A 12,511-nucleotide genomic window follows, 5' to 3' on the forward strand; every position below is an offset into this window, starting at 1 on the left:
GGCCCGGCAGGGTGCCGGGCCGGCGGGCTTGGTCGTGCCGGGTGGGGTCAGCGCTCGCTCGCGGTGGAGATGAGATCCGCGATGGCTTCGGGTGCACCGAGCATGGCCAGGTGACCGGTGGGAACCTCGACGATGTCCGCGTTCATCCGCTCGGCCATAAATCGTTGTCCCGCAACGGGAATCATCTGATCCTCGATGGCGATCGCGTAATAACCCGGGTGCCGCTTCCACGCCGGTGCCCCGGCCCGTTCGAGCATCGCGGTCAGCGCGAGCGGACGTTGACCGGCGGCGAGCACGGCCGCGTTCGCCGCCGTGGTGTCAGGGGCGAAGACCTCGTGGAAACGGGCCGGATCGATGCTCAGCTCGACCTGCGGAGGGCCTTCGGGGTCGGCCTGGCCGGCGCCCGGCAGGGGCCGGGCGGTGGTGACCTGTTTGGCCGCGCCCCCGAAACGCTCGTCCAGCTCACCCGCCGACTCGTCCTGGTCCGGGGCGAACGCCGCGACGTACACCAGCGCGCTGACGTTCTCGGCCTCGGTGGCCGCCTGGGTGATCACCGCCCCACCGTAGGAATGGCCGACCAGCACGATCGGGCCAGGGGTGGTGGCGAGCGCCGTGCGCACGTATTCCGAGTCGTGGTGCAGGCCGCGCAACGGGTTGGCGACGGTGACGACCCGGTGGCCTCGGCCGAGCAGGATGCGGGTGACGCCCTCCCAGCTGCCGGTGGCGTCGGCGAAAGCGCCGTGGACCAAAACGATGGTGGGGTTACTCATGACGGTGGTGCCTCTCTCGAAGATGTATCCGGTGGTCGGTTTGCGGGTCAGGGGTGGACCTGGCGCGCGGCGGCTTCGATGACCTCGGCGGTCGCGCCCGGCTGGGAGACGGTGACGGCGTGGCTCGCCCAGCGTTCGACGACGCGGGCGTGCATACGTTCGGCCATCTGGCGCTGGCCGGCAGACGGGATGATGCGGTCTTCGCGGGTGACGAGATACCAGCTGGGCAGCGACTTCCACGCCGGCGGACCGGCGGGCTGCAGGAGTGCGGCCAGTGCGAGCGGGCGCTGCCCGTCGGCCATGTTCGCGGCCTGATGCTCCGGAACGTCCTGCGCGAAGTAGTGGCGGAACTTGGCCGGGTCGATGGTCAGTTCCACCGGTGGGATCCCTCCCGGAGAGCCGGGCATTCCGGTGGGCAGCGGGTAGGGCCTGGCGGTGGTGATCTGCCCGGTCGGCCCGCCGAAGCGCTGATCCAGTGCCTGGACGGTCTCCCCGGCGTCGGGGGCGAACGCGGCGACGTAGACCAGCGCGGCGGCCCTGCCGGAATCGGTCGCGGCGCCGGAGATGACCGCGCCGCCGTAGGAGTGGCCGACGACGACCGTCTTGCGGGGCATGGCTTCCAGCACGCCGTGGACGTACGCGACGTCGTCGGTGAGGCCGCGAAGGCCGACCGCGGCCATGGTCACCTGGTAGCCGTCCTGGCGCAGCCGGGTCGCCACCCCGGCCCAGCTGGAGGCGTCGGCGAAGGCACCGTGCACCAACAGGATCGTGGGTTTGGCCGTCCCGGATACCGCGCTCGCCCCGCCCGGGGCGGAATCGGCGCCGGCGCTGGTGGTCCCGCTCAGCGCCACCGTCACGGCGGTGGCCAGCAGTCCGGCCTTCAGCAGGAGTCCGCGGTAGGTGGTGGTCATCGTGTCCTCTTCCTTGATTCAGTGGTGGTGACGTTCGTGGCGTGCGGCGCGCCGGTGATCTCCAGCCGGCCCCAGGTGACCTGGCCGGTGACGCGCAGCCGGGGCGCGCCGGATCCGGGATGCCTGCCGAGTGCGGCCTTGATGCCGGCGCCGTCGGCGGAGACCTCCGAGGTGAGCACCGTCCATTCGTCCGGCACCACCAAGGTGATCCGGCCGGCCTGACAGTTGACGTGCACCTCGACCTCTTCGTGCGGGCAGGTCGCGGCGGTGAAGTCGAGGGTGATCGACCCCATCGTGGAAGTGGCGTTGATGACGGACGGGACCTGCCACGGCCCGGTTTTGGTGATCGCGCCCCAGGTGCTGTTGAGATTGAGCGGTGCGGTCATGACTGGTGCTGCCTTTCGGAAATCGGGACGGGTACGGGACGGATGCGTTCCTGGACGCTGGTCCGGTGACGACCGGTCCGGTCGTAGAAGGCGGTGACAGCGAGGCCGATCGCGAGACTGGCCACCAGCCAGGCGGCGACCACCAGGACGCTGCCGGTCAGGCCGGCGGTCACGGGGAAGATCAGGTCGCGGGTGGCGTCGGTGGTGTGCCGCATCGGCAGGACCTCGCCCAGCCAGCGGAAGAGGGTCGGCTGCAACTCGGGTGGAAAGGCGCCGCCGGAGGAAGGCACCCCGAGCACCACCAGGATCACCGTGGCCAGCAAGGCACCTGGCGAACCGAACACGGCGAGCAGCACCAGCGGCAGCACCCCGGCGGTGGCCACCGCGAGGATCGAGAACAGCCACAGGCCGATGGGATGCTCGGCCGGCATGCCGAGGGCGAATACGGCGACGGTCTCGATCACGGTGGCGGCCACGATCGAACAGCCGAGTACGAGTGCCGCCTTGGTCAGCAGTGTCTGCACCCGGTTGATGGGGAACGGCGGGTGGGTGGCCCGTTTGTGCAGGAACTCCCTCGGCGCGAACCCCAGTACGCCGTCGACGGCCGAGTGCAGCACCTGCGCCAGCAGGAATCCGGTCAGGATCAGGACAAGGGTGTAGTAGAAGGCCGCCATCCCGCCCGCGCTGTGCGGGGGGACCGGGCCGACCGGGGCCAGCGTGACCTTGACGGGATCCGCGAGCAGCAGCCGCGCGGCCCCGGAAACCCCCGCGTCGCCGGGGATCCGGGCGATCAGTTGCCCGCCGAGGGTCTGTGACATCGCCGCGAGGACGGCTTGCGCGGTGCCGGTCGCGGTACCGCTGGCCGCCGGACCGGCGATCGGATTGGTCAGCACGGTCACCCGCACCGGGGACGGCGCGGCGTGGGGATCGCTCAACGCGGTGATCCGCGCGGAGAAGTCGGCGGGGACGAGGACCGCCGCGTAAGCGGATCCCTCGGTGAGCAGCCGCCGGGCCGCGTCCTCGTCCCCGCCGGGGATCCAGTGCGCGGCCGCACCGGCCTGCCCGGTGCGGATCTGCTCGGTCAGCGTGGCGCCGAGGTTGTGGCCGCCGGCACCGAGATCCGCGTTCACCCAGGCGATGGGGACGCGCTGACCGGGGGTGCCGGTATCCAGTGATCCGCCGAGATAGCCCACCGTCAGCACGAGGGCGAGCACCGCGCCGAACAGGGTGAACACCCAGATCTTGGGACTGCGCAGAAGCGAGATGGCGCGCATGGTCGGTCTTCCTTCGTCGTGAGGGGCTGCTGTCGTGACCCAAACCCTCACCGAGACCGATAAAGAACGAATTCATCACCTTCGGCGATTGCTCGGCTACGAAAAGTCAATTCGGCGTGTGCTGACGGCCGTTGTTTATCGAGCGTTTATTCCGGTCGGCCGATCTCCGGCCGTATGCTCCGCTCGTCATGGTCAACTTCCTGGTGCTGGGCCCGCTGGAGGCTCGCCTGCCCGACGGCTCGGGCGAGTCCGGCCCGGCCCACCTCGGCGGCGCCCGCCACCGCGAGGTCCTCGCCCGCCTGCTGGTCGCGCGGGGTCAGGTGGTCGCCATCGACCGGCTGATCACCGACATCTGGGGTGACGATCCGCCCCGGCAGGCGATCGCGACCGTCCGCACCATCGTGTTCCACCTCAGGCAGGTACTCGAACCGGCCCGGCAGCGACGCACACCGGCCCGGGTGCTGGTCACCGTGGCGCCCGGCTACGCGGTACGCGCCGAGGCCAACGCCGCCGACTCCTGGCGGTTCGAGGCTTTCACCGACGAGGCGACGGACTTGCTCGCCCGCGACCGGCCCGCTGAGGCGCTGCCCCGGTTCCAGCAGGGCCTGCGACTGTGGCGGGGCAGCCCGTACGCCGAGTTCGCCGACGCCGAGTGGGCGCGCGTGGAGATCACCCGCCTCACCGAACTGCGCGTCACCGCGCGGGAAGGCTTCGCCAACGCCCTGCTCAGCCTCGACCGGGCCGCCGAGGCCCTGCCGGAGCTGCGGGTTCTGGTCGACGAACACCCGCTGCGCGAAGAGGGCCATCGGCTGCTCGCGCTGGCCCTTCACCGCGCCGGTCGCCAAGGCGAAGCGCTGGCCGCGCTGCGCGAGGCGCGAGCCACCCTGCGGGAGGAACTCGGCGTCGACCCCGGCCTGCCGCTGCGCACGCTGGAAGCCGAAGTCCGCACTCAAGAACCCGTTCTCACGCCGTCCCCACCGTCGAGCGCGCCGACCGCGGAATGGGAGAACACCACCGGCGAACCGCTCATCGGGCGAACGTCCGAAGTGGACATCTTGACCCGGCTGGCATCGGCCGCCAAGGCGGGCACCGGGCGGGTGGCCCTGCTGGAGGGACCCGCGGGCATCGGCAAGACCGCACTGGCCCGGCACCTGCTCGCCCGGCTGCGCACCGAAGGCTGGTCGACGGCGACCGCCCGATGTCCCGAGGTCGCCGGCGCGCCCGGCGGCTGGCCGTGGCTGGAAATCGTCGACCTGCTCACCGCCGAACGACAACCCGCGCCGGAACTGGTGGAGCTGTTCACCGCGGCCTCCCGCCCCACCGGGACGACGAGCGTGGACACCGCGACCGCGAATCGGTTCCGCTTCTGCCGCCTGCTCGCCACCTATCTGGCGGCGGTCGCGGGCGACCGGCCACTGCTGATCGTGCTCGAGGACCTGCACCTCGCGGACGCCGACACCCTCACGCCACTGGTCGAGGTCGCCCGTCTGCTCACCGGCCACCCGGTGCTCCTGGTCGGCACCTTCCGCCCCGCCCCGCACCACCCGCTGCTGGCAGGCAGCCTCGCCGAGCTGGCCGGGCACCTCCCCGAACGGATCCAGCTCGACGGTCTGGACGGACGGGCCATCGGCTCCCTGATGCGAGCCGCCGGTACCCACCAGGTGGACGACGTACTCGCCGGCCAGATCGCCCGCCGCACCTCGGGTAACCCTTTCCTGGCGCGCGAACTGGCCAGACACATCGCCGCGCACGGACGGGAAGCCGCCCTGCGCAGCATCCCCGCCGGGATCCGAGACGTACTCGTCCAGCGACTCGCCGAACTGCCGGAAGACGTACGCGTCCTGCTGCGCAAGGCCGCGGTGCTCGGTGACGAATTCGACCTCGACCTGCTCGCGGCGATGGACGGCGACCACGGACCGGAGCCGGATTACGACGCGGTACTCGAACGCGCCGAAATCGGTCTGGCGACAGGAATCCTCGACGACGGAACCACCGAAGGCACCCTGCGGTTCACCCATGCCTTGATGCACGAAGCCGTCTACGCCGAGATCTCGACGCCACGACGGACACTATGGCATCGCAAGGCCGCGGCCACCGTCGAACGGCTCCAGCCACACAACGTCCAAGCGCTCGCCAGGCACCACCTGCAAGCACCGAGCGCGCGGACGGCGACGTCCGCGATCCGCTATACCCGGATGGCCGCGGACCAGGCGACGGCCCGATTCGCCTACCACGAAGCGGTACGGCTGCGCACCGCCGCGCTGAACGTCGCCGACCGCTTCGGCGGCACCTCCCGCGACAGGCTGACCATCGTCGGCGAATTGCTGCAGGCGCACGCTTTCCTCAGTGACAAGCCCGCCATGCGCGCCATCCGCGCCGAGTCGCTCGCGCCGCTCGCCGAACTGGCCGACCCCGCCTTGACCGCGCAGGTCGTCATTTCCCTTGACCCTGGCAACCCGGTGCTCGCCGAACGACGCGTGGCCCCCGAACAAGCCGTTCACCTGCGGCGCGTGGTGGACCTGCTGGCACAGAACCTGAGTCAGCTGTCCGAAGAGGACAGTGAGCTTCGCGCGCTGTTGCTGACCAAGCTGGCCATCGAGCTCTACGGCCATCCCGACGACCGCGAACGTGACCGGGGCCGGGCGGCGGCCGCGCAAGCCGAGGCGATCGCACAGCGGATCGACCTCTCCGCCAGTACCAGAGCGGAAGTGCTGATCGCCGCTCATACCCAGGCCTACGCCACCCCGGGCGGTTTGGCCCGGCGAACCGGACTGGCGGCCGAACTGGTCGCACTGGGCCGGGAACACGAACTCGTGGTTTCCGAACGCCTGGGCCTGCTGTGGCAGCTCTACGCCGCCGAGCAGCGCGGCGACCTGTCCGGAGCGGAGCAGGCTCTGTCCAATCTGGACAGTCAGGTACGCAGGCTCCCGCACCCCGCGAGCGCCGCCAGGGTGCGGTGGCATCGCGCCATGCTGCTCGACCTGGCCGATGCTCCCGACGAAGACGTGACGAAGGCCTATCAGGCCGGCGCGCAGGCTCTGGACGACGCCGGGGTCCAGCGAGCCGACCTCCTGCTCATGACGGTGCGCTGGTGCCGGGCCTACCGCGCCGGCCGGGCGGCGGAACTCCTGCCCGACTACGCGGACCGGTATCCGGCATGGCCGGCCTCACCCCAGCTCTTCGCGCTCACCCTCGCCTTGGCGGGTGACCTCGACAGGGCGCGCGAAATACTTCCGGCGGCCCTTCCCGCGTTCCCGGACGCCACCTACGAACTCGACATCGCGCTGGTCGGCTTGACCGCGGTCCACACGGGCGACGAGCGCATCGCCGAGCTGGCCTACCGAGCGCTGCTGCCCTCGGCAGGCGAGATCCTCGGACCGGGAGCCTGCGTATTCGTCCCGGCCCGGCAGGTACTCGACGAACTCGCCGGTCATCTCGACGCGAGGGGTTCCAGCAGGCGCTGAAGCATCGCCATCGCGGTAGGATCGAAGGTGACAGCGCCGGAGTGCCCAGACATCGCCCTCACGACGACCGACCGTCAACGAGGCCGCATCTGTCCCTCGGCCGTGCGCCTGTCCTTCTCGCGCGGTGAGTTTCAGTAGCGGCCGGCAAAGTCTGGAGCCCACTCGTGAAACTCATGACGTTCGATCTCCCGTCCGCCGAGGAACCGCCGCCCCACCGGGCCCCGCCGTTGACCGTGGCGGTCGAGCGGTGTGGCCGGACGCTGGTCATCGCCGTGGACGGCGATGTGGACCTGCACACCGCGCCCGCGGTGCGCGAGGCGATCGAATCGGCGTTGGCGGATCGGCCGAAACGGCTGGTCGTGGATCTGACCCACGTCCGGTTTCTCAATTCCACGGGGTTGGAGGTCCTGCTGGCCGCGCACCGGCAGGCAGGCTCCCGCACCGATCTGCGGGTCGTCGCCACCACCCGCGCGACCTGGCGCCCGATCCAGATCGCCCGGCTGCACGAACAACTGATCATTCACACATCACGCTCGGCGGCCATCGCGGCGCCGGTCAAAAGAACCGAAGACCGCAAGAGTCCGCTCGGATCCACAGAGTCTTGATGGCCGCCGGACAGTGAAAGAAGGACCGCCTGTGTTCACCATGACCGAATCGGCCACCGAAGCGATCAACCAGTTGACCATGGCACAGAACGTCCAAGCGGAAGGCGGGCTGCGCCTGACCCTCAACGGCCTCCCGGAAGACGGTGCCGCGCTCGACGTCGAAGTCGCCGCGCATGCCGCCGCGGGCGACGACATCATCGCGACCACGAGCACCCAGGTGTTCCTCGCCCGCGAAACCCGGGTCCGCCTCGCCGACAAGGTTCTCGACGTCCGCAAGGACATCGACGGCCACTACACCTTCCTGATCACGACGGCGGGCTGAGCGGCCGGATGATCCTGGGCTACGTCTTGGCCGTCATGGCGGCTTTGGCGTCGGGGAGCGGCTCGATCCTCGAGTCCATGGGCATCCGGCGCGCGGGTGTGTACGGCGGCCGGTCGTTCGACCTGGCCGCCCTCCGGAGCCAGCCGCTGTACTTCCTCGGTCTCGCGGTGGATCTGGCGGGATTCCTGTGCGCCGCGGCGGCACTGCATCGGTTGCCGCTGTTCCTGGTGTAGTCGCTGCTCGCCTTCAGTGTGGGGGTGACGGCCACCATCGCCGCCTTCATGGGCACCCGTATGGCCGAAGCGGGATGGGCCAGGTTGGGTCTCGGCGCGACGGGTCTGATCCTGTTGGGCCTGTCGCCGACCCGGGTCCGGCGCGGGCGCTGCCGCCCGGATGGCGCTGGATCCTGCTGGGCATGGCGCTTCCGGTGGCGGCGATCGCCTGCTACGCCAAGCGTCGCGACCGCGGCTGGACGGCGCCGGCGTTGGCCTTCGGCGCAGGTCTGGGCTTCAGCGTCGTCGGCGTCTCGGCGCGGACCTTGAGTCCTCCGGACGCGGTGTGGCGGCTCGCCCTCGAGCCGTCCGTCTGGGCGATCGTCCTCAATGGACTGACGGCGGCGGTCGTCTTCGCCATGGCCTTGCAGAAGGGCAGACCGACCGCGGTCACCGCGATCATGTTCACCACCAACACGACGTTGTCTTCGCTCATCGGATTGGTCTACCTCGACGATCGGGTGCGCGACGGTTTCGCGGGCCCGCGGTCAGTGGGCGAGGATTCCGGGGATGTCCGCGGTGCCGTCCGCCACCGCGCGGGCCAGCTCGGAAAGGCGCTGCCGGCGGGAGCGGGCGTAGCCCCGTAGTGCCGCGAAGGCCGCGTCCATGTCCAGGTTTTCGCCGTGGGCGGCGAGCACGCCTTTGGCCTGTTCGATGATGACCCGGCTGTTGAGCGCGGTTTGCAGTTGTTCGGTGAGCAGGTCGGCGTTGCCCATGGCCCGCTGGTGCAGGATGCCGATCGTGGCGACGTCGGCCAGTGCTTGGCCGAGCCGGGTGCTCGTGTCGTGCACCCCGTCGCTTTCCGCCTTCAGCAAGGTCAGCACGCCGATGACCTGACCGCGCAGCCGCATCGGTACCGCTTGTACGGCTTGGAATCCGCAGTCGCGGGCGGTGGCGGCGAAGCTCGGCCATCGGGAGGCGTCGGCGGTGAGGTTCCCGCTGGCGCTCGGCGCTCCGGTGCGGACGCAGTCGATGCAGGGTCCGTCCTCGGTCTGCACGGCGAACACCTCCAGCAGTTCCGCCCGTTCGGAGGAAGCCGCCGCCATACGCAGCCCGCCGTGCTCGTCGAGCAGGATCACTCCGGCCGCGGAGACTTCGAGCAGTTCGACGCACTGGTCGCACAGCATGTGCAGGAACTCCAGGACGTCGAAGTCGTCGATCAGGGTGTCGGCGAGTGCGACGAACGTGTCGGCCAACCGCTGCTCATGGCCCGTGACCCGCGGTTGTTCTGACATGCCGGTCAGTCTCCTATCTCGAGGTAGAGGTCGCGGCCGACGATCCGCCGGGACACCTCGTCGAGGGGGGTTCGATGAGCGTAGGCGTGCGCGCGGATGCGCAGCAACGCGTCCTGCATGGAGACGTTCAGCTGGACGGTGACGACGCCGGTGGCCTGGTGCACCACGGCATGGACATCGGACAGCCAGCCGACGTCCATGGGATCCGGCCCGTCGAGATCGTCGAGCAGCAGGTGGGTGGCGATGTCGGCGAGAGTCAGCGCGTCCCTCAGCTCCGCCCAGCCGAGGGAGCCTTCGCTGTCGCGGTGGAGGTCGAGGGTGCCGACCCGCACCGCGCCGATGTGCAGCGGGAACGAGAACACCGCCGCCACACCGGCGGCCTGTGCTTCGGAGGTGAAGGCGGGCCACCGGGCACCCGCGGTCGCCAGATCCGCGACCAGCACCGGGCCGCCCAAGGCACGCGCCGCGTTCCTGGGGCCTTCGCCGACCGTGCGCTGGAGGTCGTCGAGGACCAGGCTGATCGGATCGGTCGCGCAGGCGACGGCTTGCGCGGTGCCGTCACCGGTGGCGTGGACGATGATCGCGGCGCCGGATACCCCGCAGATATCGACACACAGTTCGCACATTCGCCGCAGCAGTGTGGCCGGATCAGTGCTCCCGGCCTTGAGCATGCTCAGCAGCTCGACGTGCCGTCGAGCGGTCACGATGGTCCTCTCGTCCCTCGAAGTGTCCGCCGAGGTCCGGAGCGTAAGCAGCGAGTTCAGTCTACTGCCCGCGGGCGTCCTTCCGGTCGCCGTCGTTTTCGCGACCGATGGGCGAGCGCGTCGACGACACGTTGCCACGCGGGTGAACTCTCGGAAATCCGGGAAACGACCAGCTTCAGGTAGCCGGGCCGGCTGGTATCGCCTTCGTGCTCGATCTCCCACGCGTCCAGGTCGTCGATGAGCCGGTCCAGGCGCGGATCGCGGGGATCCCAGTCGACCGCTTGATCGCAGGCGCGATACAGGCGCGCCGTCTCGGGATCGTCGAAGGCGGCGTTCTTGTCCCGTAACCGTTGCGGCAGGAGATGCGGATCCAGTGCCTGCATCAGGATCCACGCGTCGCGTTCGAGCCGGATCCTCCGTTCGCTGATGCCCAGACCCCGCATCCGGTCCAGGACGGCGACCACTTCCGTTGGCAGCACGAGCTTTTCGCCGCTCGCCAGGTCGGCGATGCGGAGGCGGTTTTCGGTGAGCCGGTCGATTTTGCGCCGTAAGTCGGCGTCGATGTCGGCGATGGCGGCGGCGAATTCGGCGGGCTGTGCGTGCAGCAGCGCGTCGATCCGGGCCAAGGGCACCCCGGCATCGGCGAGGGTCCTGATCCGGATGAGATCCACCGCCGCTTGCGCGCTGTAACGGCGGTAACCGGACGCGTCACGTTCGGGTTCGGGCAGCAGGCCGACGTGGTGGTAGTGGCGAACGGTGCGCACGGTCACGCCGGCGGTCGCCGCGAGCTGGCTGATCGTGAGCACCGTTCTCCTGTCTTCGAGGTCCCGGCGAGTTTAGGAGCGATCGACAACGTCGCGGATGGCCTGGACCACGGCATCGGGGCGGTCGAAACAGAGCCGGTGGTGGAGAGTGTCGGAGAGGACGCGCTGTTCGCCGTGGGAGACCTTGTTCACCAAGGCCGCGTCCATTTTCGTCTTGGCGTCGTTCAGCTCACGCGACAGCTGCTCGTCGTGGGCTGGATCGATGCCCACGACGGTGAGCGCGATCACCGGGACGTCCGGAAGGCTCGGCCCCGCCCGCAGTTCGGTGGCGATTTCGGGCAGCTTGGTGCGCTCGGCGACGCCGGCGCGGAGCCATTCGTCGCTCACCTTGGCCTCGACCAGCGCCTGCCGGATGTGTTCCGGGTAGTCCGCGCGCAGCTCGTCGTACACCGCCCGCAGTGCCGGACGCATCCGCTCCGGATCGGGCGCCGTCCGTCCGGCCGCGGCCAGATCCGCGGTCGGCGGCATGAAGTCGTCCCAGTCGCGGTGCAGGGCGTCCAGCCAGACGAGTCCGGCGACGTCTCGCGGGTACAGCTGCGCGAACCGATGTGCGTAGAGGCCGCCGAGGGAGTGCGCCGCGAGCACGTAAGGGGCGGGGATGTCCTGGGCGTGCAGCACGGCGCGCAGTTCCGTGGCGACCGCGGTGGCGGTGCGCGGCAGCGGGAGGGGATCGCTGTAGCCGGTGCCGCCGCGGTCGTACACCACGGCGGTGGTGAACCGCGAGACCTGCTGCTGGACGCCGAAATAGTCCAGGCCGACCGCGCTCGCGCCCGGCAGGAACACGACGGCCGGACCGCCGCTGCCCGATCGGTGCACGAAGACGCGGCGGCCGTCGATCTCCTGGAACCCGCCGATCGGCGGCGCGGGCCGAGCCGGGGAAGTGCTGTCGTTCGTCATGCGATCAAGGCTCCAACCCTGACGCAGGGTCAAGGTCAAGCTCCATGTCGAAACGGACGGGACGGCTCCGACCTCCGGATGCAAGCGCCGGGCGGGCGCTGAAGAGGCGAAGGAGGGCTTTGCGATGAGCAAGGTGGTGCTGGATGTGTCGATGTCCCTGGACGGCTTCACCGCCGGACCGAACGTCCGGGCCGAGGAGCCCATGGGGGATGGCGGGGAACAGCTGCACGAGTGGATGGGCGGCGCCGGGCCGGACGCCGACGTCCGCCGGGAGGTGGACTCGTCGGTCGGGGCCACCGTCATCGGGCGGCGCACCTTCGACCTCGGCCTGCGTCCGTGGGGCGGCACCCCGTGGCCGGGCGTCCCGAGCTTCGTGGTCACCCACCGGACCAGGGACGACCTCCTCGGCGACAACGGCGGGACGTTCGTCTTCGACGGGCTGGAGGCCGCGGTCCGGCGTGCCAAGGAGGCGGCGGGGGACAAGGACGTCCTCGTGCTGGGCGCGGACGTGGCGGGGCAGCTGCTCGCCGCGGGCCTGCTCGACGAGGTGTATCTCCACCTCGCGCCCGTTCTGCTGGGGCGGGGGACGGCGTTGTTCGGCGGCGGTCGCGGTGACCTGATCCCGGCGGGGGAGCCCGTCGCGGGGGCCGCGACCCATCTGCGCTATCGCGTCCGGCGTGGAGCGACCTCGGGACACTAGTCCGACTGTCGGCCGGATCGACCACGCGAACGACCCACTGTGGGTGAGTACACCGTACTTTTTTGTCCCCGCAAAAGTGGCACTGACCTGGCGAATGTCCGTTTTTCCGAGCGGTCTTCGCGCACCGAAATCTTCTTTTTTCGGGAC

The 12,511-nt window shown here is 70.1% G+C and carries 14 protein-coding genes; 6 read left to right on the forward strand and 8 right to left on the reverse strand.

Translation table 11 applies throughout. The features are described from left to right. Positions 1-47: 47 nt before the first annotated feature. Genes ACZ7KI_RS10370 through ACZ7KI_RS10385 form a run of 4 tightly spaced genes read right to left on the reverse strand, consistent with a single transcriptional unit; the run spans position 48 to position 3,341 of the window. Entirely contained in the window at positions 48-770 is a 723-nt protein-coding gene (locus ACZ7KI_RS10370) for an alpha/beta fold hydrolase (protein WP_470272833.1), read from the reverse strand. A gap of 47 nt (positions 771-817) precedes the next feature. Further along, positions 818-1,681 (reverse strand): alpha/beta fold hydrolase, encoded by an 864-nt coding sequence (locus tag ACZ7KI_RS10375; RefSeq protein WP_470272834.1) that lies wholly within the window; start codon positions 1,679-1,681, stop codon positions 818-820. Continuing rightward, on the reverse strand, positions 1,678-2,067 hold the full coding sequence (locus ACZ7KI_RS10380) for a hypothetical protein (RefSeq protein WP_470272835.1): 390 nt from the start codon (positions 2,065-2,067) through the stop codon (positions 1,678-1,680). The genes ACZ7KI_RS10375 and ACZ7KI_RS10380 overlap by 4 nt, the downstream gene beginning before the upstream one ends. After that, positions 2,064-3,341: a YhgE/Pip domain-containing protein gene (locus ACZ7KI_RS10385; protein WP_470272836.1), complete on the reverse strand. Its 1,278-nt coding sequence runs from the start codon at positions 3,339-3,341 to the stop codon at positions 2,064-2,066. Before ACZ7KI_RS10385 ends, ACZ7KI_RS10380 begins: the two co-directional genes overlap by 4 nt. Positions 3,342-3,529: 188 nt before the next feature. Here ACZ7KI_RS10385 and ACZ7KI_RS10390 point away from each other — a divergent pair, with 188 nt between their 5' ends. The 5 genes from ACZ7KI_RS10390 to ACZ7KI_RS10410 all read left to right on the forward strand — a co-directional run bounded on the left by ACZ7KI_RS10390 (position 3,530) and on the right by ACZ7KI_RS10410 (position 8,591). Further along, positions 3,530-6,805, forward strand: coding sequence for a BTAD domain-containing putative transcriptional regulator (locus ACZ7KI_RS10390; protein WP_470272837.1), 3,276 nt, complete (start codon positions 3,530-3,532; stop codon positions 6,803-6,805). Between the two features lie 173 nt (positions 6,806-6,978). After that, entirely contained in the window at positions 6,979-7,410 is a 432-nt protein-coding gene (locus ACZ7KI_RS10395; protein WP_470272921.1) for an STAS domain-containing protein, read from the forward strand. A gap of 31 nt (positions 7,411-7,441) precedes the next feature. Beyond that, the gene (locus ACZ7KI_RS10400) at positions 7,442-7,732 is read left to right on the forward strand and encodes an iron-sulfur cluster biosynthesis protein (protein ID WP_470272838.1); all 291 of its coding nucleotides are present in this window, start codon (positions 7,442-7,444) and stop codon (positions 7,730-7,732) included. A gap of 8 nt (positions 7,733-7,740) precedes the next feature. After that, a complete protein-coding gene (locus ACZ7KI_RS10405) occupies positions 7,741-7,965 on the forward strand; it encodes a hypothetical protein (RefSeq protein ID WP_470272839.1) in 225 nt (74 codons plus the stop codon). 182 nt (positions 7,966-8,147) lie between these two features. Next, positions 8,148-8,591 carry a hypothetical protein gene (locus tag ACZ7KI_RS10410; RefSeq protein ID WP_470272840.1) on the forward strand — a complete coding sequence of 148 codons (444 nt, stop codon included), beginning with the start codon at positions 8,148-8,150 and terminating at the stop codon, positions 8,589-8,591. Here ACZ7KI_RS10410 and ACZ7KI_RS10415 read toward each other — a convergent pair. The 4 genes from ACZ7KI_RS10415 to ACZ7KI_RS10430 are packed head-to-tail and all read right to left on the reverse strand — an operon-like array spanning position 8,493 to position 11,664. Then, entirely contained in the window at positions 8,493-9,239 is a 747-nt protein-coding gene (locus ACZ7KI_RS10415; RefSeq protein WP_470272841.1) for a GAF and ANTAR domain-containing protein, read from the reverse strand. The genes ACZ7KI_RS10410 and ACZ7KI_RS10415 overlap by 99 nt on opposite strands. Before the next feature lie 5 nt (positions 9,240-9,244). Next, positions 9,245-9,943, reverse strand: coding sequence for a GAF and ANTAR domain-containing protein (locus ACZ7KI_RS10420; protein ID WP_470272842.1), 699 nt, complete (start codon positions 9,941-9,943; stop codon positions 9,245-9,247). A 56-nt stretch (positions 9,944-9,999) separates the two neighbouring features. Beyond that, the gene (locus ACZ7KI_RS10425; protein WP_470272843.1) at positions 10,000-10,749 is read right to left on the reverse strand and encodes a MerR family transcriptional regulator; all 750 of its coding nucleotides are present in this window, start codon (positions 10,747-10,749) and stop codon (positions 10,000-10,002) included. Positions 10,750-10,779: 30 nt separating this feature from the next. Continuing rightward, a complete protein-coding gene (locus ACZ7KI_RS10430; protein ID WP_470272844.1) occupies positions 10,780-11,664 on the reverse strand; it encodes an alpha/beta fold hydrolase in 885 nt (294 codons plus the stop codon). A 124-nt stretch (positions 11,665-11,788) separates the two neighbouring features. Here ACZ7KI_RS10430 and ACZ7KI_RS10435 point away from each other — a divergent pair, with 124 nt between their 5' ends. Next, positions 11,789-12,364, forward strand: coding sequence for a dihydrofolate reductase family protein (locus ACZ7KI_RS10435; protein WP_470272845.1), 576 nt, complete (start codon positions 11,789-11,791; stop codon positions 12,362-12,364). Positions 12,365-12,511 lie beyond the last annotated feature (147 nt).

The organism is Amycolatopsis sp. NPDC039088 (assembly GCF_055598845.1).

Excerpts from the sequence above, each read along its gene's own strand:
- ACZ7KI_RS10380 (WP_470272835.1), bottom strand. The coding sequence starts at position 2,067 with ATGACCGCACCGCTCAATCTCAACAGCACCTGGGGCGCGATCACCAAA.
- ACZ7KI_RS10385 (WP_470272836.1), bottom strand. The coding sequence starts at position 3,341 with ATGCGCGCCATCTCGCTTCTGCGCAGTCCCAAGATCTGGGTGTTCACC.
- ACZ7KI_RS10405 (WP_470272839.1), top strand. The coding sequence starts at position 7,741 with ATGATCCTGGGCTACGTCTTGGCCGTCATGGCGGCTTTGGCGTCGGGG.
- ACZ7KI_RS10375 (WP_470272834.1), bottom strand. The coding sequence starts at position 1,681 with ATGACCACCACCTACCGCGGACTCCTGCTGAAGGCCGGACTGCTGGCC.
- ACZ7KI_RS10390 (WP_470272837.1), top strand. The coding sequence starts at position 3,530 with ATGGTCAACTTCCTGGTGCTGGGCCCGCTGGAGGCTCGCCTGCCCGAC.
- ACZ7KI_RS10415 (WP_470272841.1), bottom strand. The coding sequence starts at position 9,239 with ATGTCAGAACAACCGCGGGTCACGGGCCATGAGCAGCGGTTGGCCGAC.
- ACZ7KI_RS10410 (WP_470272840.1), top strand. The coding sequence starts at position 8,148 with ATGGCGCTTCCGGTGGCGGCGATCGCCTGCTACGCCAAGCGTCGCGAC.
- ACZ7KI_RS10395 (WP_470272921.1), top strand. The coding sequence starts at position 6,979 with ATGACGTTCGATCTCCCGTCCGCCGAGGAACCGCCGCCCCACCGGGCC.
- ACZ7KI_RS10430 (WP_470272844.1), bottom strand. The coding sequence starts at position 11,664 with ATGACGAACGACAGCACTTCCCCGGCTCGGCCCGCGCCGCCGATCGGC.
- ACZ7KI_RS10370 (WP_470272833.1), bottom strand. The coding sequence starts at position 770 with ATGAGTAACCCCACCATCGTTTTGGTCCACGGCGCTTTCGCCGACGCC.
- ACZ7KI_RS10435 (WP_470272845.1), top strand. The coding sequence starts at position 11,789 with ATGAGCAAGGTGGTGCTGGATGTGTCGATGTCCCTGGACGGCTTCACC.